Origin of the sequence: Streptomyces sp. URMC 126 (genome assembly GCF_051386555.1) — a bacterium.
Classification (GTDB): Bacteria; Actinomycetota; Actinomycetes; order Streptomycetales; family Streptomycetaceae; genus Streptomyces.
Genome location: NZ_JBPQTX010000089.1, coordinates 1 through 23,360, shown reverse-complemented (window position 1 = coordinate 23,360; position 23,360 = coordinate 1). Strand labels below are relative to the sequence as shown.

Here is a 23,360-nt window from a genome sequence, read left to right as displayed (position 1 = left end):
ACGGGTCGTCGGGGTGGCGCACCGCCGCCAGCTCCCGCCAGGCCCGGCGGCCGGCGATCTCGACGACGGCCTCCGGACCGACGGCGCCGGCGGTGAGCAGGTGTCCGATGAGGGCGTCGTGGTCCTCGACCTCGTAGCCGAGCGCCGCGCCCCAGAAGGCGGCCAGCCGGTTCGGGTCGGCGCAGTCGACGACGAGCTTCCAGTGCAGGGCCATCGGTTCTCCCGGAGAAAGAGGGTGGGTGGTCGGCCGCAGGGAGATGACCCGTGGTCAGGCCCCGCCGCGCTGAAACCTTTTATAGTGGTTACATGATCGAACAGGCAATCGGCATGGTGCTCCGCTCCCCGGAGGGCACCTCCTACGTCTTCGACCCCGGCGCGCTCTGCCTGGAGTTCCTGCTGACCGGCGGCCCCGGCGAGCTCGCCCGGTACGAGACGCTGGACACGCCGGACGGCCTGGCGGCCTGGGCCGCCGCCTCCCGGCTGCGCCTGGACGCGAACGGCGTCCGGGTGGAGGCCGGCGGGCCGGCACGCGCCCGGCGGACGCGGGACGCCCTGTGGCGGCTGGCCCGCGCCCGCGCCGCGGGGGCCCCGCCGGACGCCGCCGACCTGACCGTCGTCAACGAGGCGGCGGCCTACGCCCCGCTGGTGCCGCGCGCCGGGCTGGACGGCGGCCGGTCCTGGGTCCTGCCGGCCACCGGTGACCAGGTGGTGTCCACGGTCGCGCGGGACGCCGTCGACCTGTTCACCGGCCGCTTCGCCGACCGGGTCCGGGAGTGCGGGGCGGACGACTGCCGGCTCCTCTTCGTCGACGTCTCCCGGCCCGGACGGCGGCGCTGGTGCGCCATGGAACGCTGCGGGAACCGGCACAAGGTCCGCGCCCTGCGGGCCCGGCGGGAGGCCGGCGCGGCCCCCGGGGTCTGAAACACCGGCGCGCGGAGCGCGGATGCCGGCCCCGGCGCCGCCCCCGCGCGGAACGCGCTCTGCTCGCCGTCCGGCGATGTGCGGATAATGGGGGGTTCCGCCGGGCAGTCGCAGACCATGTCGGTCGGCCGGTGGACGTCCGACAGTCAATCAGCACCGGAAGATGGGGGCGTCGATGAAGAGCGAGCAGCGGCACGGGAAGCGGTACCGGGGGCGGCTGTCCCGCCGGATCTCCGCTGTCGTCGCGCTGGCGCTGGGCACCGCTCTGCTGGCCACGCCCGCGACGGCCGCGGCCGGCCGGTCCGAGGCCCGGACGGTACAGCAGGTGCGCCCGGTGACCGCCGCCGCCGAGCCGGCCGTGGCCGCGGAGGCGGCGACGGCGGAGGCCGGGACGGTGGCGCGGGTCCAGCGGGCCGACGCGGACGACCGGGTCCTGGCCAAGGAGAAGAAGAAAAAGAAGAAGAAGGGCTTCTTCAAGAAGCTGGGCATCGCCCTGCTCGTCATCCTGATCGTCGTGATCATCCTCGTGATCGTCGCGATCTGGCTGATCGTGCACTACGTGCGCAAGGCGCTGCGCCGCCGCCGTTCCTGACGGCGGGGCGCTTTTTCCCACGGCGCGGCGGGCACCGCGACCCGGGCGGCCGTCGGCCTCCCGGCGCGGCCCGCCCGGCCGCCGTTCCCGCTACTTCGCCCCGCGCCCCCTGCGGGCCTTCGGCGGTTCGCACTCCTGGGCGGCCGCGATGAAGGGCTTGAGCGCGTCGTGGAGCTTGTTCAGGGACTCGGGGCCCAGCTCGATCTGGTAGTACTGCACCGACGGGACCAGCCGGGTCTCGAAATCGCCGCTTCCGGCGGCGTCCTTCCCGCTCCCCGCGCGGACCTCCATGCCCGGGACCGCGAAGGTGTGCAGGTGGACGTCTTCCGTCACGGCCGGATCGAGGTCGTCGTATGCCTCGACCTTCACCCAGGTTTCCTGGGTGATGGACTGGTCTCCCACCGTCAGCGTCCTGTCGCCCTTCCGCACCCCCGGCTCGCCTTGCCGCGACTCGTCCACCTCGATAAACCTGGTACCCATCGGCGCCCTTTCCTCAAGATCAGGTCAAAGCCTAGCCCGATCGGGTGAGTTGGACGCCACCGGCCCGAGGGGCGCTGGGGGAGGGGGCCGCGGCCGCCGTCCCGGCGCGGTCGTCCTCGGCCGGTCCGGCTCAGCTGGTGCGGCTCAGCTGGTGCGGCTCAGCTGGTGCGCACGACCCAGGCCAGGGCGAGCCACGGGGCGGACGCCGCGCCGGCGGCGAGGCCCCAGCCCGTCGCGGTGTCGGGGAAGCCGGTGAGCAGCGGGACGGCGAGGAGCGTACCGCCGGCCAGGAACGCCGCGGCGGGCAGGTGGACCCAGGGCTCGAAGCGCCGGGCCCGGGCGACCCCCGCCTCCCGGCGGTGCATGGCGACGGCCGTGCTCAGCCCGGCGACGAGGGCCAGGATCCAGATCACCGGCCGGACCACGATACGGCCGACGGTGGACGAGAGGTCGTCGTCCGCGGCCGGGCGCACGCCCAGCTCGGGGCGGCTCGGGGCGTACAGCAGCTTGATGGAGCGGCCCTGCTCCAGCTCGCCCTGGGTCCGCACGCCGTCGACGGTCACCTGGCGCGGGCCGGAGTCGAAGGGCACGGTGACGACGATGGTGGAGCTGAACTCCTCGACGTTCCGCTCCGCCTCCCCGGTGATCTGTGACTTGCCGACGACCTTGGCCACCGTGAGCTGGTGGGTGCGCCCGCCGGCCCGGTTCACTTCGGCGAGCCACCGGCCGTGTGCCCCGTCAGGGCCGACCGCCTGGCTGAGCGCGGCGGCGCTGGCGAAGGCGATGCCCAGGCCCAGGACCCAGGACAGGACGCGGGAGCGGGGCGGCGCCGGCCGTGCCCCGTAGCCCCGGCGCGCGGCCCGTCGGCGTGCCGCCCGTCCGCGCGCGTTCCTGCGGCGGGAGGCCTCGCGGCGCAGCGCGGCCCGTCGGCGCGCGCGGTCCACCAGGGAGGCGAGGATCCAACAGAGGGCGCAGGCCGCCGTGGCGCCCGTCATCCAGAGCAGATGGCGCCTGGGCGGCTGTTCGGTGAAAGGGAAGGTGCCGTAGGGGAGGACGGCGAGCAGCGCGGTGGCGTACCCGACGAGCAATGTCGCCCACCCGGTGAGCCGCGTCCCTGCCCTCATGCCCAACAACCCCGCCCAGCCATCTGATGATCTTGACGTGGACAGCGTAGTTGGTGTGCTCGCTCGGACGTACGGGTGCCCGGGCGCCGGGACGGCGCGGGAGCCCGGGCGCGGCGGGGCTCAGGCGTACGGGGTGAGGAACCGGTCGGGCTGGCAGGCGTCGCAGGGGCGGACGTCGTGGGTGGCCATCTGGGCCCGTGCCTCGGCGGTCGTCAGGGTGTCCTCGCCGCCCTTCGGCACCCAGCAGCCGGCGTGGTGCAGTTCCTGGAGCACGCCGCCGGAGCGGCGGTAGAGGGTGATGGGCCAGACCGCGTCCTCGAAATCGGGGCGCAGGGTCCTCCGCTGGGAGATGTGGGTCTGATCGGAGTCCCCGGAGAGACGTTTGAGCACGAGCTCGCGGATCCAGTCGTGCGGGGAGCGGCCGACTCGGTGCGCCGCGGCCTCGATACGGTCGAGTTCGTCTGGGCTGAAGAGCTCCTCCATGACGGGGGACAGTAGCAGCGCGGAAGCCCTCCCGGCCCCTGATCCGAAGGATGATCTCACTGCGCCCACCTGCGGGTTGACCAGGGTGTACGGTTCGCCTCGGCATGTGCCCGCGGCCCGGTGGCCGCCGCCGGACGGCGGTGGCTGCGCCGTCTCGTCCGGCATAGGACAGGCGTGTATTCGAGGTGGCATCGGACAGCTGTCGGAAGCGGGGATTCCGTGTGTTCGGGAATCACCTGTCCTTGTGAACACCCAGCCGCCCGGCGCCGTTCGGGGAAACGGCAGGAGTGCGTGGTGGCCGGGTGACGCCCGGGCCGCAGGGGCTCAGTGCGAGGCGTGCGAGCCCGGATGGAAGAGCGGCCGGATGGGGCCATGTGGGGGGTGCCGGGGCATGTCCGGTGCGTTTGTCACATGATCATAGGGTCAGTTTGTTAGCTTGAGCCCGCTTGGTCCCGTCTGTCCGTTGTGCGGCTGGGGGTGTAGTGGTGGCGGTTTCTGCGCGTGAGGCCCGGCTCGCGGCGGCCCGTGGCAGGAAGGCCGCGAACATGTCAGGCGAGGGGGCGGCCGCCGCCCTCCCGGCGGGCGGGATCGCCGCCGGCGGCCTGCCGTTCGACGGTGGTCCGGCCGACGTCGTCCCCGCCCTGGGCGGCCGCGGCGGCTCGGCTCCCGGCGGGCCCCCCGGCCCGGGCGGCGGAACCCCCGGCGGCTCCGGAGGGTCCGGCGGCGGCCCGGACGGCCCCCGGGGCGGCGGACCGGTCGCCTCCGCTCCGGCCGGCCCCCCGCCGGACTACGACTACGACGGATTCAGCAGACTGGCGGGCGAGTTGACGGAACCGCCCGCCGGCGTCTACCGGGTGCGCTACCGGCGCCTGGTGACCGGCGGCATCCGGGGACAGTTCGGGGCCCTGCTGCTGGTGACGGCCGCCCCCTTGGTCTCCCTGGCCCTGCTGGTCTGGCTGATGCTGCCCGAGCACTGGGTGGAGCGCCCGTTCATCGACGAGTGGGAGCGCGCCGCCGACGCCGTGATGACGCTGTCCATCGGGCTCATCGAAACGTTCCGCCTGATCAACGTGGTGTCCAACGCCCATGCCACCTGGGTGGCCCGCGACCCCGTCCCGGTCCGCGCGCAGCCGGGCACCCGGGTCGCGTTCCTCACCAGCTTCGTGCCGGGGAAGGAGCCGCTGTCCATGGTCCGCGCCACCCTGGAGGGCGCGGTCCGCGTCCGGCACGACGGCGTGCTGGACGTCTGGCTCCTCGACGAGGGCGACGACCCGGAGGTCAAGCGGCTCTGCGAGCGGCTCGGCGTACGCCACTTCACCCGCAAGGGCGTCGAGCGCTGGAACCAGCCCTCGGGCAGCTTCCGGGCCCGTACCAAACACGGCAACTACAACGCCTGGCTCGACGCGCACGGCGACGACTACGAGTTCATGGCCTGCGTGGACACCGACCACGTCCCCCTGCCCAACTTCCTGGAACGGATGATGGGTTACTTCCGCGACCCCGACGTGGCCTTCGTGGTCGGCCCCCAGGTCTACGGCAATTACACGACGGCGGTCACCAAGGCCGCCGAGAGCCAGCAGTTCCTCTTCCACGCCCTCATCCAGCGCGCCGGGAACGCCTACGGCGCCCCCATGTTCGTCGGCACCAGCAACTGCGTCCGCGTCAGCGTGCTCCGCCAGATCGGCGGCCTCTACGACTCCATCACCGAGGACATGGCCACCGGTCTGGAGATCCACCGCCGCCGCAACCCCGCCACCGGCCGCCGGTGGCGCTCCGTCTACACCCCCGACGTCCTCGCCGTCGGCGAAGGCCCCTCCTCCTGGACCGACTTCTTCTCCCAGCAACTGCGCTGGTCCCGCGGCACCTACGAAACGCTGCTCCGCCAGTTCTGGCGCGCCGTGTGGACCATGTCGCCCGGTCGGGTGGTCAACTACTCGCTCATGGTGGCCTATTACCCGATGGCCGCGCTCAACTGGGTGCTGGGCGCCGTCTCGTGCGTCCTCTTCCTGGCCCTCGGCGCGTCCGGCATCAACGTCGAGTCCCAGGTCTGGCTGATGCTCTACGGGGACGCGGCGGCACTCCAGGTCGGCCTCTACGTCTGGAACCGCCGCCACAACGTCAGCCCTCACGAACCGGCCGGCTCCTCCGGCACCGCGGGCATGCTCATGTCCGCCCTCTCGGCGCCGCTGTACGCCCGGTCGCTAGGCGAGGCCCTGCTGCGCCGCCGCTCCCGGTTCGTCGTGACGCCGAAGGGCGACTCCGCCAGCCCGGACCGCGTCCTGACCTTCCGCACCCACCTCACGTGGGGCGCCGTCCTCGGCTTCGCGCTCCTCGCCTCCTACGTGCTCAGTCACGCCCACACGGCCATGCGGATCTGGGCGTTCCTGGGCCTGGTGACGACGCTCATCCCGCTGGGCGTATGGCAGGCCGGCCTGCTGGCGCAGCGCCGCCGCGGGCCGGCGCCCGCCCTGGCGGACACGGGCCGGGACGGCGGCCAGGAGCCCGAGTCCGCCCGGCCGGTCGGGCAGCGGACGCCGGTGTAGCGGGCCGCCGGGTGGCGGTCCGGGATCGAAAAGCTGTTGACAGGGCTCACTGTCTGTCATTGAGTCTGCTCGGACATGTATTCGATCTGGGGGGATCGTCATCGCTACCAAACACACCGGCCTGGCCGTCGCCTGCTGCGCGCTCGTGGTGGCGGGCACCGCGGTGGCCTGCGGCACGGAGGAGAAGCCGAGCGCCGGCGCGAGGCTGGAGAGAGCGTTCGCACGGCTGGGGGAGGAGAAGGCCGTCGCGGTGGACTTCGGGTTCGACGCGAACGCCGAACAGGTCTACGCCGCGCTGAAGGACGGGAAGGACGGGAAGGACGGGAAGGACGGACTCGATCGTGAGCAGGCCGGCGTCCTCGCCGACCTGAGGATGAGCTACGCCGTCGTCTCGGACAAGCCGCTGAAGGAGCGGTCCGGGGGGAGCGGGAAGGACGGGAAGGGCGGGAAGGGCGGGAAGGGCGGCGAAGACGGGGCCCGGCCGTCCGTCGCCGGCCGGCTCGCCAAGAAGGACGGCACGGTCCTGGCCGAACTGCGGGCGGTCGACCGGAAGATGTACCTCCGCGGCGATGTCAGGGCGTTCGCCGGGATGGTGAAGCCCAAGAACGCCAAGGAGCGGACCGAGCGCCGCGAGTTCGACGACGCGCTGCGGAAGATCGACCGGATGCCGGACTCGCTGGCCGCGGTCAGGAACGCCCTCAAGGGCGAGTGGGTCGCCCTCGACGCCAAGGAGTTCGAAGAGCTCGCGGAGAAGAAGCGCGAGCGGGACGGCGACTCCGCCGACGCACTGGACGAGCGGACGCGGCAGCGGATCGCCGACGCCCTCCGCAAGGCGCTCACTGACAACTCCGACGTCAGGGACGCCGGCACGAGGGACGGCGCCGAGCACGTGAAGGTCACCGTTCCCGCCCGCAAGGCGGCCCGGCAGCTCTCCGAGGCCCTCAAGCCGATGCGGAAACACCTGCGCGAGGCGGGCAAGGGCGGTGACCTGAGCGCGCTGGAGAACGCGCCGGACAAGGACGTCGTCTTCGACGTCGCCCTCAAGGACGGCCGGTTGTCCGCCGTCACCGTCGACATGGCCGAGCTGGACCAGGACGTCCACGCCCGGTTGCCCCTGACGGTCGGTTTCCGGAGCACCTCCGTGCGGGTCGACGCGCCGTCCGGCGCACAGCGGCTCTCGGTGCGGGAGATCACCGAGGCGCTGATGCGCATGATGGGCGGCGGCACGGGCGTCACCGGCGCCGGCGCGGCGGGGGCCGGCGTGACGCCGGGCGCCGTGGCCGGCGCCGGAGCGGGGCCCGCCTGCTGCGTGGCGGGCCCTCCCTGGGCGGGGTCCGGTGGCCGGGCGGGAGAAACCGGCGGGGCCGTCGGAGCAGGTGGGGCAGGTGGGGCGGTGGGAGCGGGCGCGGCGGCCGACGGGGGTGCGGTGACCGCCGGCGTCGCTTCCGGCGCCGTCGGCCGCGTCGTCGCCAGCCCCAGCGCGTACTCCGCCCACCAGTGCCCGGCCGGCGGCGCGCCCCGGCAGGCGCCGTCCGACTCGCCGGGCCGCTTCACCCACACCAGGGCGTCCACCAGCGGAGCCCCCGTCACCGTGGTGGGAGCCGCTCCCAGGGCGCGACCGGGCGGATTGCACCACGCCTCGTCGCCGGACTCCTCCTTGCCCTCCTGTCGGGGCAGCGGGCCGTTGCCGTTGCGGCTGGTGTCGATGATGTAGTGGGCCCCGCCGAGCAGGGCCGACAGCCGGTCGCCATAGGCGCGGGTGACGGACGTGGTGTGGAAGTTGGAGACGTTCAGCGCGAAGCCGTCCGCGTGCCCGACGCCCGACAGGCGCAGGAGATCGGCCAGGCGCTGCTGGTCGGAGACCCAGCCCGCGTTGCCGGCGTCGAGGTACACCGACGTCCCGGGCAGCGCCTTGAAGGCGCGGACGGCCTCCGCGAGCAGGACCGGCCGCTCGGCCAGTGCCTCCGGAGGCGACGAGCAGCCGCTCGCCAGATGCGCGAGGGCGTCCGGTTCCAGCACCACCCACGCCCGGCGGTCGCCGATGCCCTCCGTGGCCCGGGCCACCCACCGGCGGTACGCCGCCGCGTCGGCCGCGCCGCCCGAGGAGTACTGGCCGCAGTCGCGGTGCGGGATGTTGTACGCCACCAGCAGGGGGACGCGTCCCTCGGCCGCCGCCGCCCGCGTCACCCGCTCGGCCTCCGCCCGCGGGTCGTCCCCCGGCAGCCAGACCGCCGCCGGCCGGTCGGCGATGCGCCGCAGCGCCTCCGCGTCCTCCTCCCGCCCGCGCTCCTCCCAGACCCGCACCTGACGCGCCGCCGGCCCGAACGGCTCCACCCAGAACGGCGCGGTCGCGGCCGTCGCCCCGTCGGCGGCGCCCGCCCGCTCCGGGCACAGCGGCAGGCACACCACCCCGGCGCCCGCCAGCAGAACGGCTCCCCGCCGGGCGTGCACGAGAACGCGGGCCGTACTCGTCGTGCGCATGGGCTCCACCCTTCACCTGGGGATCCGTCGTCCTACCAGGCTGTAATGTGGCGGGCCGTCAGGTCGCGCGGGCTTGCTCCGTGTGGGTCGGCGGTTGGCCCCGACGGGTGAGCGAGGCGGCCGAGGCGGATGTGCGGCGGCCGGACGCGGCACCGCCGAGTACGGCGTCGCCCGGACGAAGGGACGCGGCGGAGCGCGCCCGTCATGCGCGGCCCGCAGCCCGCCGGACCGCTCCCCTCACAGCGGCCGGGAACCCGCCCGCACGCCGGACGGTGAAGCGTGCCCCGCCATCGGCCGCGTCGGCCGGCCGTCACGCGGGCCCGGCGCCCCGGCACCCCGGCACCGACGGAGCCGTTCCGGCGCCCCGCCCCCCGGCACGCGAGGGCTTCTGCGGGGCGGCTGAACCCTCTCGCCCCCCCACGACGCCGGCTGCCCCACGCGCGGTGAGCCCGCCCCGAGGCGCACCCGACAACTCCCGACGCCGGACGCCGTCCCCGCGGCCTGATCGACGAACCGCGCCTCCTGGAAGGCCGGTGACGACCCGGTGGGCGCCGGGCAGGGTCGGACGAGGGGCGCGCGGCCCCGCCCTGAATGTCTCGGGGCGGCCACCGCCCGCGCGGTGGCCGCCCCCACGGCGAGGACCGGCGGAGCGAGGCCCCGCGCCCCGGCGACGCGGCGGCACGTGAGGTGCCGGAACCGCTCGTCACCGTCCACGGCCCGACGCTACGAGCGGTTCCCCGGGCCCCACACCCTTCCCCGGAGCGCGGTGGCCTCCGCCGTGCGGCGGAAGCGGCCGTCATCCGCCGGACGGGCCCGAACCCCCCAGGACCTCCGCCAGGTCGTACGACACCGGCTCCTCCAGCTGCGCGTATGTGCAGCCGCCCGGATCACGGTCGGGGCGCCAGCGGCGGAAGCGGGCGGTGTGGCGGAAGCGGTCGCCCTGCATATGGTCGTAGGCGACCTCGCAGACCCGCTCCGGACGCAGCGGCACCCAGGACAGGTCCTTCTTGCCCGTCCAGCGGCTGGGGCCGCCCGGAAGGCGGGAAGCGGCCTGGGCGTCGGCGTCGGCCCAGTCCTGCCAGGGGTGGCCCTCGGCGGTGGGCATGCGCAGCGGTTCCAGTTCCGCCATCAGCTCCTGGCGCCGTTTCATGGTGAACGCGCCGCACACGCCGACGTGCTGGAACCGGCCAGAGGCGTCGTACAGGCCCAGCAGCAGCGAGCCGACCACCGGTCCGCTCTTGTGCGGGCGCAGGCCCGCGACGACGCAGTCGGCCGTCCGCTCGTGCTTGACCTTCACCATCGCGCGCTCGCCGGGCCGGTACGGCAGGTCCGGCGGCTTGGCGATCACCCCGTCCAGGCCCGCGCCCTCGAACCGCTCGAACCAGCCGTGCGCGACGTCGAGTTCATAGGTGACGGGGGCGGTGAAGACCGGGTCGGAGGCGTCGCGGAGCGCGTCCTCCAGGGCCCGGCGGCGTGCCCGCTGCGGGGTGGCCAGCAGCGAGGCGTCGCCGAGGGCCAGCAGGTCGAAGGCGACGAACGCGGCCGGGGTGGTCTCGGCCAGATGGCGTACCCGGGAGGCGGCCGGATGGATGCGCTCCAGCAGGGCGTCGAAGTCCAGCCGCCCGCCGCGGGCGACGACGATCTCGCCGTCCAGCACACAGCGTTCCGGCACGCGGTCCTTCAGCGCCGCCACCAGTTCGGGGAAGTAGCGGGTGAGCGGGCGACCGGAGCGGCTGCCCAGCTCCAGCTCGTCGCCGTCCCGGAAGACGACGGCCCGGAACCCGTCCCACTTGGCCTCGTACTGCATGCCCGGAGGGATCGTCGCCGCGGACTTGGCCAGCATCGGCTCCACGGGCGGCATCACCGGAAGGTCCATGATCCGATTGTGCGGGCGGCGGCGCCGGCCCGCCCGCCGACAGGCGCCCGGCCGCCCGGACGCCTTAGCGTGGCCGCATGGCAGAGACGCTGGAGCTCACCGTCGGCGAGCGGACGGTACGGCTGTCCAACCCCCAGAAGGTCTACTTCCCGGAGCGCGGGTACACCAAGTACGACATCGCCCGCTACTACCTGAGCGTCGGCGACGGCGTCCTGCGGGCCCTGCGGAACCGCCCGACCACGCTGGAGCGCTACCCCGACGGCGTCGACGGCGAGTCGTTCTTCCAGAAGCGCGCGCCCAAGAACCTCCCCGACTGGATCCCCACCGGCCGGATCGCCTTCCCCAGCGGCCGGTACGCGGACGAGATCTGCCCCACCGAGACCGCCGCCGTGCTCTGGGCCGCCAACCTCGGCTGCCTCACCTTCCACCCCTGGCCCGTCCGACGGGACGACACCGACCACCCCGACGAACTGCGGATCGACCTCGACCCGCAGCCCGGCACCGGTTACGCCGACGCCGTGCGCGCCGCCCTCGAACTGCGCGGACTGCTGGACGAGCTGGGGCTGGCCGGCCGGCCCAAGACCTCGGGCGGGCGGGGCCTGCACGTCTTCGTGCCCATCGCCCCGCGCTGGACCTTCGTCCAGGTGCGCCGGGCGGCCATCGCCGTGGCCCGGGAGCTGGAGCGCAGGATGCCCGAGCACGTCACCTCGGCCTGGTGGAAGGAGGAGCGCGGCGCGAAGATCTTCGTCGACTACAACCAGACGGCCCGTGACCGCACCATCGCCAGCGCCTACTCGGTCCGCCCCCGCCCGCACGCTCCCGTCTCCGCGCCGCTCCGCTGGGAGGAGCTGGAGAGCGCCGTGCCCGAGGACTTCGACATCATCACCATGCCGGCCCGGTACGCCGAACTCGGCGACGTGCACGCCGACATGGAAGACCATCCCTGCGTCCTGGACGCCGCCCTGGAGCTCGCCGCCCGCGACGAGCGCGAGCACGGGCTCGGCGACCTGCCCTACCCGCCGGAACACCCCAAGATGCGGGGCGAGCCCAAGCGCGTCAAGCCCAGCCGGGCGAAGAAGGAACCCGGGGGCGGGGAGGCCGGAGAGGGCGGGGGAGCGGGGCCGGACGGGAAGCGCGGGACCGGACGGGACACCTGACGACACGCCAGTCGGGCTGATCACCCGTTGTCCGCGTTTACCCGGACATCGGTGGTGGAACCTGGGCAATGCTCTGTTCCCACCTCGTACCAGAGGAGTTCCATGTCCATGAGACTCGCGACCCGTGCCGGCCGGCTCGTCGCCGGCGTGCTGGCGGCGACCGCGGCGGGCACCGTCCTGTTCGCCGCGCCGGCCGGGGCGACGCCCGACGGCGCCGGCCGGGCGTACGGCACGGTCAGCGCCCGCACCGGCGTCAACGAGCGCGCTCTGCCCAGCACCGACGCCTCCGTGCGCGGCATCCTGCGCCACCGGATCCAGATCGGGCTGCGGTGCAAGGTCCGCGCCCAGGACATCGGCGGCAACAACGTCTGGTACCAGCTGAGGGACCGCCAGACCTGGGTCGCGGCCAAGTACATCGACGACAGGGCCGCCAACGTCCCCTACTGCCGGATGCTCAACCGCAGCACCATGGACGACACCGTCGCGTCGCGCAACGCCATGGGCTGACGCGCCCGCAGGGCGCACCGGGTCCCGTCCGAGCGCGGGACGGGACCCCCACCCCGCACGCGCGGGGTGATTGCCGGAGCCGATACGCATGGCGGCGCCTAGAGTTGCCTCACGTACCGCACGGGAACGTACCGCACGGACGTGGGATCCGGCACCGGGCACCACGCCAGGGGCACGAGCTTACGTATCGGCCGGAAGGAAGAACGCGTTGGACCACCTGACCCATGGCTGTGTTCTGCTGTTGGACGGCACTCCTGACCGGCGGCGGGGCCTCCTGCCGAACCCGACCGCGCACGCCGTCGCCGGGGCCCGGCCGCGCGGCTTCCTCGCCGCCGCGACCGCGGACGTGGTCCAGTTGCCGGCGATGGCCGGGCCGCAGAGCGTCCTGGCGTACCTGCGCGACGCCGCCGGAGTGCCCGGCCCCCTGCTGGTGTGGGTCACCGGCCACCTGATGGTGCCGGCCCGCAAGGGCGGTGAGGTGCACCTGGCCCTCCGCGAGAGCACCCCCGCGACGGTCCGCTACACCGGACTGCCCTGGGAGTGGCTCACCCGCGCCCTCGGCGAGCACGCCGGGCCCACGCTGCTGGTCGTCGACGCCGAGGCCGACGAGAGATCCTGGCCGCACGTCGCCGCCGCCGTCCGGGACGGACGGCTGACCTCGGGCCCCGCGGTGTGCGGCGTCATCACCCCCAGCCCCGACCGGGCCCCCGCCGAGGCCTCGCCCTACACCCGGGCCCTCCTCACCGCCCTCGAACTGGGCCACCCCACGGCCGGCCCCGTACTCGACCCGGTCCTGCTCCACCAACTGGCCCTGGACCAGGCGGGTCTGCCCGACGGACGGCTCGTCCTCCGGCACGGCACCCCGGGCCCCGTCCTGGCCAACCCCGCACACGCCGCCCCCGTACCCGCCGCTCCTGCGCACGCCGCCCCGGTACCGGACGCGGCCGTCCCCGCGCCGTCCGCGCCGCCGGCCGACGCCTCCGCCGGGCCCCCGAGGGGGGACGAGCCGCAGACGCCCGCCCGGGAGGAGGACGCCCTGCCCCGCATCCTGGCCGCCGCCAACGCCGGCCGGCACAACGAGGCCGCCGCCATGGCCGCCGCCTGGGAGCAGCAGGTGCTGCGCCGGCACGGGCCGCAGAGCGCCGAGGCCGGGCTGTGGATCGAGGTCCGCGCCGACCTCGCCCGGCTGGCGGGCGACCACCCGCGCGCGGCCGAACTGTGGATGTCGGCCGCCGCCAACCGCCTGTCCCGAGGCGGCCCGGAGGACGCCGAGGCGGTCGCGGCCCTCAAACGCGCCCACTACTGCTGGCAGCACAGCGGGGACCGGGCGTCACTGCTCGCCCCGGCCCTGCTCGCCCTGTGGGAGCAGGTCCCCGGCAGCCTCGACGCGGCGGCGGACGTCCGCGCCCGACTCGCGGAGGGGCCACGTCCGGTCTCACGGTGAGCGTCGGGTGACCGCGGAGGGGGACGGGCGCGCCGGCCGGCGGGGACGAGGGCCGACCGCCTGCCGGACGGCGCGGCCGTCAGACGCTGAGGGCTTGGCGCCTGTACTCGTGAGGCGGCATGCCGTATGCCGCGCGGAACACGCGACTGAAGTGCGCGGGCTCGGTGAAACACCAGCGGGCGGCGATGGCACGGACGGGCTGCCCGCGGAAACAGGGGTCCACGAGTTCGCGCCGGCAGCGCTCCAGGCGAAGCCGGCGTATCCACGCCGCCAAGGTGACCCCTTGGTCCTCGAAAACCTGGTGCAGATATCGGACGGAGATGTGGTGCGCGGCGGCGATCGTCGTCGGGGACAGCGAAGGTTCCCTGAGCCGCTGCTGGATGAAATCCCGGATCTGAACGCGCAGCGAATGGGGTCTCGATTCCGCCGCGAGGGTTTCACCGGTCTGCTGGGCCAGGAACGCCGTGAGCAGTTCCATGGTGACCGACGCCAGGGCACGGGCGTCCGCCGCCGTGAACTCCGTGGCGCGGCTGTCCAGGTCCGTCAGCCAGCGAGCGAACACCGCTCCGATGCCCTGACGTGCGGACATCGGTACGGCCAGCAGCCGGGAGAGCTCCTTCGCCGGCAGCGGCAGTTCCGAGCGGGGTATCTGCACCAGGATGTTGACCGTCCTGTCGGCTCGGCAGGAGCGCCGGGCGCGATTCGGGCGGCTGCTGTCCCACAGCAGAAGGTGCCCGGGCCCGCAGACCGACTCCCGCCCGGCGTGTGAGAACGCGATGTCACCGGTGACACAGAGGTCGGCGATATAGGCATCGGGATCCGATGCCCGAATGTGCCGCGTCGTCCGCGCGATTTCCAGGGAAGGGTAGGACGACCCGAAGACGACCACACCTCCCAGGTCCAGCAGACGGGCCGAGCTCCGGAAATCGCCCCGGTAGTCCGTGTTCGTGGACATGGCCAGAGGGCACTTGTCGACGTAATCCAGGTAGCCCGCGAACCGGTCCTCCTCCGCGAGGCCGCCGTTGGTGAATCGCTCACACAGCACGAAACCGCTCCCCCCGGTCCACCGCCGCGCCCGAGCACAGTGGCGCGGCACTGTGCAGTCGCCCGTGGGCAACACCATAGCCCCGGCAGGGGCATGGTCCCCCGCGCGTTTTCGGACGGGAGCGGCGGCGGGGGCGTTACCGCACGGATCGGCAACCGCGACGCACTCACGGACAACGACAGCCGCGCGGGCGCCCGGCACGCTCATGGCAGGGGCGCTCCCCGGCGCGGGGCCGCGCCGGGGCGGCCCGCCACCGAGTGCGAAGGAGTGAGGACATGCTCGCAAGGCTCGAAGGGCTGGGCACCAGGATGCTGGACCGGCTGGTCCCGCGGGTGGACGCGGCCGCCGCCGAGGCGGCCTGCGTGTGCCGCCAGTGCGTCCAGGGCACGTCCGGGTGCAACTCGACCCGGCACCGCTGGTACCAGAAGCGCCCTTGTGGCAGCACGGGGGCCTGGACGTTCGACCGGTGCGCCAACTGCCGCCCCGGTCAGGGCGAGTGCATCTGACGGCGCTTGACGTTCGCGCACACCGCCGTGCGGTGGGTGACAACCCGCCGCACGGGCCCGTCCCCTCGTGACACGGAGGTGACTCGATGGAGTACGTGGTAGCCGCGGCCCGTGGACTGCTCGGGCTGGTGTTCCTGGTGTCCGCCGTCGGCAAGGTCTCCGGGCGCGCGGCGTTCATGGCGTTCGCGGCTTCCGTCCGGTCGCTGGGCGTGGTGACGCCGCGCCGCGCGCGCCCGGTGGCCGGTGCGGTGGTCGTCGGGGAGGCCGCTGTGTGCGGTCTGCTGGCCACCCCGGCGCGGGGCGCCGCGGCGGCCGGGTTCCTTGTCGCCGCCGGCTTGCTGGCGGCGTTCACCGTGGGCATCGTGGCGGCCGTACGCCGGGGGGCCTCGACCCCCTGCCGCTGCTTCGGCGCCTCGACGACGCCGCTGGGGATCCCGCACGTCGTACGCAACGTCCTGCTCTGCGCGGTCGCCGTGACCGGGGCGTGCGTCGTACCGCGGGCGGCCGGCGCCGAGCCGGGCGGCGTACTGGCGGTCGGGGCCGCCGGGTCGCTCGCGGGGGCGGTGGTCACCCAACTGGACCGTCTGCTCGCCCTTTTCCGTCCGCTGCCCGCCGCGGCGCGCGCGGGCGCTTCGCATACCGCCCACCGGTCCGCCTGACCATCCGCCGGCCCGCCCGGCCGGCGGCCGCGGAAGCCAGTGGCCACAGCGTCCCGCGGCCGGGGAGCGAACGAACCAAGGAGCTTTCATGCCTGTTCTGATCACCGTCGTGGTCCTCGTCGGCATGCTGGGAGTGCTGAACCTGGTCCTGACCCTCGGTATCGTCCGACGGCTGCGCGAGCACACGGAACTGCTCGGGGCCGTCCGGGAGGATCCCGTCCGCCTCGGACCGGGGGACGAGATCGGGGAGTTTCACACGTCGACGGAGCTCGGGGAACCCCTGACGCGCGACTTGCTTTCCGGGCCGGCGCTCTTCGGGTTCTTCTCCCCGACCTGTGAGCCCTGCCGGGACCGGCTCCCGCGCTTCGTCGAGTACGCGCGCCGGGAGCCCGGGGGCCGGGCGTCGGTGGTCGCGACCGTCGTCGGGGACGCGGATGCGGCGGCCGGATTCGTGGCCGAGCTCCGTCCGGTCGCGCGGGTGGTGGTCGAGGAGTCGGACGGCGCCATGTGCGGCGCCCTGCGGATCCGGGCTTTCCCCAGCGTCCTGCGGGCCGAGCGCGATGCCGAGGGGCGGCTCGTCGTCGTGGACGACGACGTCGAGCTCGTCCGTCCGTCCGGCCTGACCGCGTGACCGGGTCACCGCCCCCCGCCCAGGGGAAGGCCGTCGGCCGGGGGCGGACGGCGCGTCCCGGGGCGGGCCCCACGCGCTTTCCCCGGTACGCGGCGGCGGCGCTCGCCCTTGCGGCCGGAGCGGCTCCGGCGGTCTTCACCGGGCATGTGCTGCTGACGCTCGCGACGGGAGTTCTTCCCCTCGGCGCGGCCTGGCTGACCAAGCTCGCCCTGGACGGGCTGACGGACGGCAGTACCTCGACGGCCGTGCTCGTCGGCCTGGCCTCGGGACTCGCGGGCGTCGGCGTGGTGACCGCGGTGACCGGTCACTGCAACGACTACCTCCGGGGCCGGCTGGAACGCGCCATCGGACTGCTGACGCGGGACCGGCTGTTCACGGCCGTCAACCGGTTCGTGGGCCTGGAGCGCTTCGAAGACCCCGACTTCCACGACCGGCTGCGGCTGGCGCAGCAGGCGAGCGCGGTGGGGCCCGGCCAGGTGATCAACGGGATCCTGGGGCTGGCCCAGGCCGCCATCACGATCACCGGCTACCTGGGCTCCCTCTGCGTCCTCAGCCCCGTCATGACCGCGTTGGTGGTGGCCGCCGGGGCGCCCGCGCTCGTCGCCGAGGTGCTGCTGTCCCGGCAACGGGCGAACCTCTCCTGGGATCTCGGGCCCACGGAACGGCGTGAGGTCTTCTACAGTCACCTCCTGTCGACGGTCGAGGCTGCCAAAGAGGTGCGCCTCTTCGGCATCGGCGCCTTCCTCCAGGGCCGGATGCTTGCCGACCGGCGCACGGCCGACGCGGCCAAGGCGCTGCTGGAGCGGCGGGACGCCCTCGTCCAGTCGGGGCTGGCGCTGCTCGCCGCACTGGTCTCCGGCGGCGGGGTGGTGTGGGCCGTCCTGGCGGCGCGGTCGGGTCACCTCTCGGTGGGGGACATCGCGATCTTCATCGTGGCGGTGGCGGGCGTCCAAGGGTCGCTCACCGCGGTCGCGGCCCACGTCGCCGGCGCCCACGAGGCGCTGACGCTGTTCGAGCACTACCTGACCGTCGTCCGCGGCGAGCCGGACCTCCCGGTCGCCGCCGAACCGGTCCCGTTGCCCACGCTGCGGAAGGGCATCGAGTTCCGCGACGTATGGTTCCGCTACTCCGACGGGCACCCCTGGGTGCTGCGCGGTGTCGACTTCCGCCTGCCGCACGGCCAGGCTCTCGCGCTGGTGGGACTGAACGGGTCGGGCAAGTCCACCCTGGTGAAGCTGCTGTGCCGGTTTTACGACCCGACGCGCGGCGCGATCCTCTGGGACGGCGTGGATCTGCGGGACGTCGACCCCGTCCTGCTGCGCACCCGTATCGGAGCGGCGTTCCAGGACTACATGGCATACGACATGACCGCGGCGGAGAACATCGGGCTGGGCGATCTGCGCGCCTTCGACGACGCGGAACGGATCCGGGCGGCCGCGGAACGGGCGGGCGTCCACCGGAGACTGTCCACCCTGCCCCACGGCTACGCGACGCTTCTTTCCCGCCGCTTCCCCGCCACGACGGAGGACGGCGACCCCGCGACGGGGGTCGTGTTGTCCGGCGGCCAGTGGCAGCGGCTGGCGCTGGCCCGCGCGTTCCTGCGGGACGAGCGGGACCTCATGATCCTCGACGAGCCCGCCTCCGGACTCGACGCGCAGGCGGAGGCGGAGATCCAGGAGGCCCTCCGCACCCATCGGAGCGGCCGGACCAGCCTGCTGATCTCCCACCGGCTCGGCTCGGTGCGGGAGGCCGACGCGATCGTGGTGCTCGCGGGGGGACGGGTCACCGAACGCGGCGACCACAAGAGCCTCCTGGCGGCCGGCGGAGAGTACGCGCGGCTGTTCGCCCTCCAGGCGTCCGGCTACCGAGCGGAGGAGAGACGTCCGGCCCTCGGAGGGACGGTCCGACGGTGACGCGCCCCGCCACGTGGGCGGCGTCGGCCCTCGGCCTCGGCGGCCTGACCGTCACCGCGTTCCTGCGGTACACGGTCGTCCGGGTGACCGTACGCGGCAGCAGCATGGCACCGGCGTACGAGGACGGAGACCGTGTCCTCGTCCACCGCGGCGGCCGTACGGCGGTGGGGCGGGTGGTCGTCCTGGAACGTCCCGCGCGCGACGGGACCTGGCCCTTGCCGCCGGTGGGCCGTGCGGCGTCCTCCCGCGCGGTGGCCGCCAGGCAATGGATCATCAAACGCGTGGCGGCCGCCCCCGGCGACCCGACACCCCTGGACCGGGCGCCGGTCCTGCGCCGCACGGCGGCCCGCTCCGTACCCCCGGGACGGCTGGTCCTGCTCGGCGACAACCCGGCGAACAGCTACGACTCGCGGCAAGCGGGTTTCTTCCCGTTGGAACGGGTGCTGGGAACCGTGGCCGGGCGGCCGTCCGGCGGACGGCGGGGAGCCGCCCGAGGAGATCCGCCTTGCCCCCACGACCGATGACACGGGACCGCCGCCGGGCCGGACTCAGTCCCGGCGGGGTGTCCACCAGCGGGCCTTGTACATCGCGCCCCGGACCAAGCGCTTGGTGCCGTCCGGCCGGTGGAAGGTCAGGACCGAGGTGCACCAGACGCAGGAGTGGCCCGGTTCGGGGCGGGCGAGCAGGATGCGGCCCGTGGCCGGGTCGTCGCCGACGCTCTTCACGCCGGGGGCGCTGATCCGGGAGCTCGACGGGTAGTCGACGAAGCGGTGCCTGCCCGTCGCGTACTGGTAGACGGCCGTTCCGGTGGTCACCCACAGGCGGCCCTTGGTGCCGAGGACGGGGGCCAGGTCGTGGCCGTCCCGGGTCGGCAGGGTGCTGCGGTGGACGACGGTCACGCCCGGGTCGTCGGCCGGCCCGTCCACTCGCAGGGCGACGAGCTCGCGCCCCCCGAGCGCCCACAGCAGCCGGGTCCGGGGGTCCCAGTGGACCCCGTGCGCGCCGCGCAGCGGCACCTCGGCGTGCCGGGTGGCGCGTGAGCCGGTCGAGGCCGCGTAGACGCGGACGAAGCCGCCGGTGCTGGCCGCGACGGCGACGTTGCCGTCGGGGAGCAGGTCGATGCTGTGCGCGTTGCCCGGCCCGGTGTGGGCGGCCCAGTACACCTCGCGGCCCGGGTAGCCGACCACCGCCGCGAGCCCGCCGGAGGCGGTGGCCAGCAGGTAGCGGTGACCGTCGAGTTCGCGGAGTTTGGCCTCGCTCGGATTGCTCCACGACGAACCGGGCTCCAGATCCGCCAGTTCGGATCGGCCGTCGGCGCTCCACGACCACAGCACGCCCGTGCCCCGGCCCGCGTCCCAGCTCCGGACGTCGGACCGCAGGACGTGCACGGCCCGCGTGGCCTGGTCGGCCGCGACGACGGGGGTCGCCGCCGCGCCCCGGCCGCCGACCGCCCGCGGCTGCGCGCCGGCGGCGGAGGCGGTCAGCGCGACGGCCACCGCGACGACGGCCGTCAGCGGGCGGCGCATGGGCGGCCGGGGTGAGGGATGGGCACGAGGGCCAGAATGGGTTGAGTGGTGACGCACGGGGTGGCGCCACGCCCGGCCGGGCAGGGAGTTCGCTCCCGGGAGTGTCGACCCGCCGCCGTGATGACGGCGGGGCTGGGCGCGCGGGAACCGGACGGTGGACGGGGGCCCGGTCGGAGTGTGCGGTAAGAGAGGGCCGGTCAGGCGGCCCGGTCGGGGGACGGGGTGGTCAGGCGGCGTTCGTGTTCCTCGATGGCCACGTCGTTGATGCTCGCGTAGCGGCGGCGCATCAGGCCGTTCGGGGCGAACTCCCAGTTCTCGTTGCCGTACGAGCGGAACCAGCGGCCCGCCGCGTCGTGCCACTCGTACTCGAAGCGCACGGCGATCCGGTCGTCGCCGTACGCCCAGAGCTCCTTGCGGAGGCGGTAGCCGAGCTCGCGTCGCCACTTCTTCCGCAGGAAGGCCACGATCTCCGCGCGGCCGGTGAGGAAGACGTCCCGGTTCCGCCACTCCGAGTCCTCGGTGTAGGCGAGCGCGACCCGTTCCGGGTCGCGGCTGTTCCAGGCCGCTTCGGCGGCGCGCACCTTCTCCAGGGCGGTTTCCGCGGTGAAGGGCGGCAGCGGGGGCCTCTGGGCGTCGGGCATCGCGGTTCCTCTCGTTCGTGCCGATGGCGGGAGCGATCGGGTGATCGGTGGGAAGAGGTGTTCCCACAGCGGAGAACGTACGTTCTCTGTGGTGTGCGGTAGCGTATGAGAACGATGGTTCTCGCGCAAGGAGAGAGCACGATGGAGACCGTGGCGCAGACGAGGCCGGAGCCGCAGGAGAGGGCCGGGGACGACCCGGAGGGCAGGATTCTGGACGCCGCCGAGGAGCTGTTCTACGGGCAGGGGCTCCAGGCGGTGGGCATGGACGCGATCCGGGCCGCCTCGGGCGTCTCCCTCAAGCGGCTGTACCGGATCTTCCCCTCGAAGGACTCCCTGGTGGAGGCCTACCTGAGCCGCCGGGACGCACGCTGGCGCGCCTCCCTGGAACGGTTCGCCGACGTGCGCCCGGCCGGGCCCGAGCGGGTGCTGGCCGTCTTCGACTGGCTCCACGCGTGGTTCAGCGAACCGGACTTCCGGGGCTGCGCCTTCGTCAACTCCTACGGCGAGCTGGGAGCCGTCCACCCCGGCGTCGCCGCCGCGGCCCGGGAGCACAAGGACGCCTTCCGGCGGTATCTGGGCACCCTGGCCGCCGCCGCGGGCGGCTCCGACGCCCTGGCCGACCAGCTCCTCCTGCTCGCGGAAGGCGCGATCACCACCGCGGCCGTCTCCGGCAGCCCCGAACCCGCGCTGCACGCCCGGGCGGCGGCGCGGGCGCTGATGGGCCTCCGCCCGTAGCCAGCGCCGATCACCCGGGCCGGCGTGGCCACGCCCTCCGCGCCGCACTCCGGTCCGCCGCGCGGGCGGTCCTTGACGGGGAGCCGGTCGACATCCGTGATCCCGCGTTTCTCGTGTTCGTCGCCTACGGGCGGTGCGCCGCGGCCTTTCGGGTCGGGTGGGCTCAAGTACCCGTTCCGCGTGGTGGGTTCGGTGTGTCTTCGCGGGCGGTTTCGCGGCGTTGGGGCTGGGCCGGGCGTTCCTCTGACGGCGCTCGCGGCGCGGAGTACCCGCCCGAGGAGGGCGGCCCGGCCGGCCGGGCCGCCGGCGGGGAGGCCGTGTGCGGCGGCGTGACGGGCCGGGGCGCGGAGGGCCTGGCGCCGGACCCGTGGGCCGTCGTCGGGGCGGCGTGCGTGGGCACGGTCACCGAGGGCGCCTTCGAGGGGACGTGAGGCGCCGACGGCGCCCTCGGCGTCGGGGGCGTGTGCGTCGTGGGCGGGCGGGCCGAGGAGCCGAGCGAGGAGGACCCGCGCGAGGACGGCCCGCCGGGGGTGGGCCCGCGCGAGGGCGGGGTCGGCCTGCCGGTCGGCGGACGGGAGGAGGTGTCCGTCGGGCCCGACGAGCCCGGGCCCGAAGGACCGGACGAGCCCGGGGCGGACGACCCCGACGACGACCCCGACGACGGCGCCGAGGAGTCGGCCGTTGAAGGTGCCCCCGTCCCCGGGGCGCCGGGGGTGCGCGAGGGCGTCGGCGGCCGGGGTGCCGGTGCCGAGTCGTGGGTGCCGTCGTCGCCGACCTCGCGGTGGAACATCCGGTCCTTCCGCTCGGTGTCGACCAGCGGGATCGCCTTCATCGGCCCCTTCTCGGCGGGCCGCGGCCGGATGACCGTGACCGTCGCCACGGCGAACCCCTCCCAGCGGCGGCCGTTGAACGTGGAGTCGCGCACGTCGACCGAGGAGTCCGGCTCCCGCAGCGGGTTGCCGCAGTTGCACTTGACCGCCGGCTTCCCGTAGGCGTCGACGAGGACGGCCACCCCGGCCTGGAGCACGGCCTGGTAGGCCCGCGTCTTGCCGTCGCCGTCGTAGTTGTGGTTGGTGACGAGCGTGTCGTGCATCAGGACCGCGGGCGTCAGGCCGGTCACGTGCGCCTGGATCTCCGGTTCCGGAACGCCCCGGGCCGCGGCCCACGCCTTGGCCTTGACCGGGTCGCCCGCCAGGTCCCGGAGCAACTGGGCCTTGTCGCAGCGGGAGGTCTGCCGGGTGCCGCCGAAAGCGCCCGGCGCGTCGCCGTCCGTCGCCCCGCCGCCGTCGGCCGAGCTGACGCCCCGGACGTCACTGCGCGGATCGGCGACGAACGGGCCGTCGCCCGCCTGCCCGACGGCCTCCAGCGTGATGCTCTTCTTCTTGGCGTCGCCGCCGGAGTCGTCCGACGAACAGGCCGTCAGGGCCGGGCCGACGGCCAGGACGGGGACCGTCAGCACGACGGCGGCCCGGATCCGGCGCCGTTTCCGCCTGCTCGCCGTGTCGATGGGGACGGGTATCAGCCACATGTGCGCACCCCCGATTACCGGTTCTTGCACTGCCGATGGGCGTCTTGCGATCGTGCGCGAACGTGCCGTCGAGCGGGCCGGGCCGCGGTCGGGCGGACCCGGGACGGACGTCGCCGTGTCGTCGGACGGTGGTCAGGAGACGGTGGTCAGTAGGGGCGGCAGGTCGCCACCCAGCTTCCGGGGGGACAGGTCGTGGTGGCGCCGGGCGTCCCTGCCGGGCCGCCGGACCGGTCGTCGTCGGTCGGCGCGGGCGCCGACGACCGGCCGCCGTTCGGCTCGGAGGAGACGTCCGGCTGCCGCACCGGCCCGGGGGCCGAGGACGGGGTCGACGTCCCGCCCGACGGGGTCGTCCCCGGGTCCTTGCCGTCGTCGAGGAAGAGGACGGCCGAGACGCCCCCGGCCGCGATGAGCAGGGCCAGCAGGGGAGCGGCGAGCCTGCGCGCGGACCACCTGCCGCCGTGCGCGGGCGCGGCGCCGCCGGCGGCCGGGGCCGGATCCCCCGCCGGCCACCGGGCGTCCGGAGAACCGGAGTCGGACGAGGAAGGGGAGGAGGGGGAGTAGGGGGTGT

21 protein-coding genes and 2 pseudogenes are annotated in these 23,360 nt (G+C 74.4%); 12 read left to right on the top strand and 11 right to left on the bottom strand.

From position 1 onward, the window contains the following. The coding region (locus ACSNOK_RS13785; protein ID WP_436780922.1) for a VOC family protein at positions 1 to 214 on the bottom strand (214 nt) is incomplete at its 3' end. A gap of 92 nt (positions 215 to 306) precedes the next feature. Here ACSNOK_RS13785 and ACSNOK_RS13780 point away from each other — a divergent pair. Both ACSNOK_RS13780 and ACSNOK_RS13775 read left to right on the top strand, forming a co-directional pair. Beyond that, positions 307 to 921, top strand: a complete 615-nt coding sequence (locus ACSNOK_RS13780) for a CGNR zinc finger domain-containing protein (protein WP_436780921.1) — start codon at positions 307 to 309, stop codon at positions 919 to 921. Between the two features lie 175 nt (positions 922 to 1,096). Then, positions 1,097 to 1,513 carry a hypothetical protein gene (locus ACSNOK_RS13775; RefSeq protein ID WP_436780920.1) on the top strand — a complete coding sequence of 139 codons (417 nt, stop codon included), beginning with the start codon at positions 1,097 to 1,099 and terminating at the stop codon, positions 1,511 to 1,513. A 90-nt stretch (positions 1,514 to 1,603) separates the two neighbouring features. On the opposite strand, the gene ACSNOK_RS13770 is transcribed toward ACSNOK_RS13775, so the two are convergent. The 3 genes from ACSNOK_RS13770 to ACSNOK_RS13760 form a co-directional block, all read right to left on the bottom strand. After that, positions 1,604 to 1,993: a hypothetical protein gene (locus ACSNOK_RS13770; RefSeq protein WP_436780919.1), complete on the bottom strand. Its 390-nt coding sequence runs from the start codon at positions 1,991 to 1,993 to the stop codon at positions 1,604 to 1,606. Between the two features lie 158 nt (positions 1,994 to 2,151). Beyond that, positions 2,152 to 3,117 (bottom strand): hypothetical protein, encoded by a 966-nt coding sequence (locus tag ACSNOK_RS13765; RefSeq protein WP_436780918.1) that lies wholly within the window; start codon positions 3,115 to 3,117, stop codon positions 2,152 to 2,154. A 120-nt stretch (positions 3,118 to 3,237) separates the two neighbouring features. Continuing rightward, positions 3,238 to 3,600 (bottom strand): DUF6233 domain-containing protein, encoded by a 363-nt coding sequence (locus ACSNOK_RS13760; protein ID WP_436780917.1) that lies wholly within the window; start codon positions 3,598 to 3,600, stop codon positions 3,238 to 3,240. 545 nt (positions 3,601 to 4,145) lie between these two features. Between ACSNOK_RS13760 and ACSNOK_RS13755 the strand changes: the two genes are divergently transcribed. After that, the gene (locus ACSNOK_RS13755) at positions 4,146 to 6,143 is read left to right on the top strand and encodes a glycosyltransferase family 2 protein (protein WP_436780916.1); all 1,998 of its coding nucleotides are present in this window, start codon (positions 4,146 to 4,148) and stop codon (positions 6,141 to 6,143) included. 1,467 nt (positions 6,144 to 7,610) lie between these two features. Here ACSNOK_RS13755 and ACSNOK_RS13750 read toward each other — a convergent pair. After that, positions 7,611 to 8,624: pseudogene (locus ACSNOK_RS13750) on the bottom strand (glycoside hydrolase family 6 protein); the annotation flags it as partial. A gap of 796 nt (positions 8,625 to 9,420) precedes the next feature. Next, complete coding sequence (locus ACSNOK_RS13745; RefSeq protein WP_436780915.1) at positions 9,421 to 10,500, bottom strand: ATP-dependent DNA ligase; 1,080 nt, start codon at positions 10,498 to 10,500, stop codon at positions 9,421 to 9,423. 77 nt (positions 10,501 to 10,577) lie between these two features. Here ACSNOK_RS13745 and ligD point away from each other — a divergent pair, with 77 nt between their 5' ends. The 3 genes from ligD to ACSNOK_RS13730 all read left to right on the top strand — a co-directional run bounded on the left by ligD (position 10,578) and on the right by ACSNOK_RS13730 (position 13,608). Continuing rightward, positions 10,578 to 11,657 (top strand): non-homologous end-joining DNA ligase, encoded by a 1,080-nt coding sequence (gene ligD, locus ACSNOK_RS13740; protein ID WP_436780914.1) that lies wholly within the window; start codon positions 10,578 to 10,580, stop codon positions 11,655 to 11,657. A gap of 108 nt (positions 11,658 to 11,765) precedes the next feature. Further along, complete coding sequence (locus ACSNOK_RS13735) at positions 11,766 to 12,164, top strand: SH3 domain-containing protein (RefSeq protein ID WP_436780913.1); 399 nt, start codon at positions 11,766 to 11,768, stop codon at positions 12,162 to 12,164. Positions 12,165 to 12,372: 208 nt separating this feature from the next. Continuing rightward, positions 12,373 to 13,608: a hypothetical protein gene (locus ACSNOK_RS13730; protein ID WP_436780912.1), complete on the top strand. Its 1,236-nt coding sequence runs from the start codon at positions 12,373 to 12,375 to the stop codon at positions 13,606 to 13,608. Positions 13,609 to 13,687: 79 nt separating this feature from the next. On the opposite strand, the gene ACSNOK_RS13725 is transcribed toward ACSNOK_RS13730, so the two are convergent. Then, positions 13,688 to 14,653, bottom strand: coding sequence for a helix-turn-helix domain-containing protein (locus ACSNOK_RS13725; protein ID WP_436780911.1), 966 nt, complete (start codon positions 14,651 to 14,653; stop codon positions 13,688 to 13,690). A 275-nt stretch (positions 14,654 to 14,928) separates the two neighbouring features. Between ACSNOK_RS13725 and ACSNOK_RS13720 the strand changes: the two genes are divergently transcribed. The 5 genes from ACSNOK_RS13720 to ACSNOK_RS13700 all read left to right on the top strand — a co-directional run bounded on the left by ACSNOK_RS13720 (position 14,929) and on the right by ACSNOK_RS13700 (position 18,886). Next, entirely contained in the window at positions 14,929 to 15,159 is a 231-nt protein-coding gene (locus ACSNOK_RS13720; protein WP_436780910.1) for a hypothetical protein, read from the top strand. 86 nt (positions 15,160 to 15,245) lie between these two features. Next, positions 15,246 to 15,818: a MauE/DoxX family redox-associated membrane protein gene (locus ACSNOK_RS13715; protein ID WP_436780909.1), complete on the top strand. Its 573-nt coding sequence runs from the start codon at positions 15,246 to 15,248 to the stop codon at positions 15,816 to 15,818. A gap of 88 nt (positions 15,819 to 15,906) precedes the next feature. Beyond that, positions 15,907 to 16,449, top strand: coding sequence for a hypothetical protein (locus ACSNOK_RS13710; RefSeq protein WP_436780908.1), 543 nt, complete (start codon positions 15,907 to 15,909; stop codon positions 16,447 to 16,449). Then, positions 16,446 to 18,362, top strand: coding sequence for an ABC transporter ATP-binding protein (locus tag ACSNOK_RS13705; protein ID WP_436780907.1), 1,917 nt, complete (start codon positions 16,446 to 16,448; stop codon positions 18,360 to 18,362). Before ACSNOK_RS13710 ends, ACSNOK_RS13705 begins: the two co-directional genes overlap by 4 nt. Further along, complete coding sequence (locus ACSNOK_RS13700) at positions 18,359 to 18,886, top strand: S26 family signal peptidase (RefSeq protein ID WP_436780906.1); 528 nt, start codon at positions 18,359 to 18,361, stop codon at positions 18,884 to 18,886. The genes ACSNOK_RS13705 and ACSNOK_RS13700 overlap by 4 nt, the downstream gene beginning before the upstream one ends. Positions 18,887 to 18,910: 24 nt before the next feature. Here ACSNOK_RS13700 and ACSNOK_RS13695 read toward each other — a convergent pair whose 3' ends face one another. Together ACSNOK_RS13695 and ACSNOK_RS13690 are read right to left on the bottom strand one after the other, a co-directional pair. Beyond that, the gene (locus tag ACSNOK_RS13695; RefSeq protein ID WP_436780905.1) at positions 18,911 to 19,888 is read right to left on the bottom strand and encodes a DUF6528 family protein; all 978 of its coding nucleotides are present in this window, start codon (positions 19,886 to 19,888) and stop codon (positions 18,911 to 18,913) included. A gap of 197 nt (positions 19,889 to 20,085) precedes the next feature. Continuing rightward, entirely contained in the window at positions 20,086 to 20,529 is a 444-nt protein-coding gene (locus ACSNOK_RS13690; protein ID WP_436780904.1) for a DUF1348 family protein, read from the bottom strand. A gap of 141 nt (positions 20,530 to 20,670) precedes the next feature. Here ACSNOK_RS13690 and ACSNOK_RS13685 point away from each other — a divergent pair, with 141 nt between their 5' ends. Continuing rightward, positions 20,671 to 21,264, top strand: a complete 594-nt coding sequence (locus tag ACSNOK_RS13685; RefSeq protein ID WP_436780903.1) for a TetR/AcrR family transcriptional regulator — start codon at positions 20,671 to 20,673, stop codon at positions 21,262 to 21,264. Positions 21,265 to 21,427: 163 nt separating this feature from the next. Here the strand turns inward: ACSNOK_RS13685 and ACSNOK_RS13680 are convergent, their stop codons facing one another. Together ACSNOK_RS13680 and ACSNOK_RS13675 are read right to left on the bottom strand one after the other, a co-directional pair. Then, complete coding sequence (locus tag ACSNOK_RS13680; RefSeq protein WP_436780902.1) at positions 21,428 to 22,792, bottom strand: DUF6777 domain-containing protein; 1,365 nt, start codon at positions 22,790 to 22,792, stop codon at positions 21,428 to 21,430. Positions 22,793 to 22,938: 146 nt separating this feature from the next. Further along, positions 22,939 to 23,360 (bottom strand): annotated as a pseudogene (locus ACSNOK_RS13675) (hypothetical protein); the annotation flags it as partial.

What these genes read in the sequence shown, in the direction of transcription:
- ACSNOK_RS13710 (WP_436780908.1), top strand. Translation starts at nt 15,907, where the DNA reads ATGCCTGTTCTGATCACCGTCGTGGTCCTCGTCGGCATGCTGGGAGTG.
- ACSNOK_RS13765 (WP_436780918.1), bottom strand. Translation starts at nt 3,117, where the DNA reads ATGAGGGCAGGGACGCGGCTCACCGGGTGGGCGACATTGCTCGTCGGG.
- ACSNOK_RS13690 (WP_436780904.1), bottom strand. Translation starts at nt 20,529, where the DNA reads ATGCCCGACGCCCAGAGGCCCCCGCTGCCGCCCTTCACCGCGGAAACC.
- ACSNOK_RS13685 (WP_436780903.1), top strand. Translation starts at nt 20,671, where the DNA reads ATGGAGACCGTGGCGCAGACGAGGCCGGAGCCGCAGGAGAGGGCCGGG.
- ACSNOK_RS13760 (WP_436780917.1), bottom strand. Translation starts at nt 3,600, where the DNA reads ATGGAGGAGCTCTTCAGCCCAGACGAACTCGACCGTATCGAGGCCGCG.
- ACSNOK_RS13745 (WP_436780915.1), bottom strand. Translation starts at nt 10,500, where the DNA reads ATGGACCTTCCGGTGATGCCGCCCGTGGAGCCGATGCTGGCCAAGTCC.
- ACSNOK_RS13680 (WP_436780902.1), bottom strand. Translation starts at nt 22,792, where the DNA reads ATGTGGCTGATACCCGTCCCCATCGACACGGCGAGCAGGCGGAAACGG.
- ACSNOK_RS13720 (WP_436780910.1), top strand. Translation starts at nt 14,929, where the DNA reads ATGCTCGCAAGGCTCGAAGGGCTGGGCACCAGGATGCTGGACCGGCTG.
- ligD (WP_436780914.1), top strand. Translation starts at nt 10,578, where the DNA reads ATGGCAGAGACGCTGGAGCTCACCGTCGGCGAGCGGACGGTACGGCTG.
- ACSNOK_RS13775 (WP_436780920.1), top strand. Translation starts at nt 1,097, where the DNA reads ATGAAGAGCGAGCAGCGGCACGGGAAGCGGTACCGGGGGCGGCTGTCC.
- ACSNOK_RS13695 (WP_436780905.1), bottom strand. Translation starts at nt 19,888, where the DNA reads ATGCGCCGCCCGCTGACGGCCGTCGTCGCGGTGGCCGTCGCGCTGACC.
- ACSNOK_RS13715 (WP_436780909.1), top strand. Translation starts at nt 15,246, where the DNA reads ATGGAGTACGTGGTAGCCGCGGCCCGTGGACTGCTCGGGCTGGTGTTC.
- ACSNOK_RS13780 (WP_436780921.1), top strand. Translation starts at nt 307, where the DNA reads ATGATCGAACAGGCAATCGGCATGGTGCTCCGCTCCCCGGAGGGCACC.
- ACSNOK_RS13755 (WP_436780916.1), top strand. Translation starts at nt 4,146, where the DNA reads ATGTCAGGCGAGGGGGCGGCCGCCGCCCTCCCGGCGGGCGGGATCGCC.
- ACSNOK_RS13735 (WP_436780913.1), top strand. Translation starts at nt 11,766, where the DNA reads ATGAGACTCGCGACCCGTGCCGGCCGGCTCGTCGCCGGCGTGCTGGCG.
- ACSNOK_RS13770 (WP_436780919.1), bottom strand. Translation starts at nt 1,993, where the DNA reads ATGGGTACCAGGTTTATCGAGGTGGACGAGTCGCGGCAAGGCGAGCCG.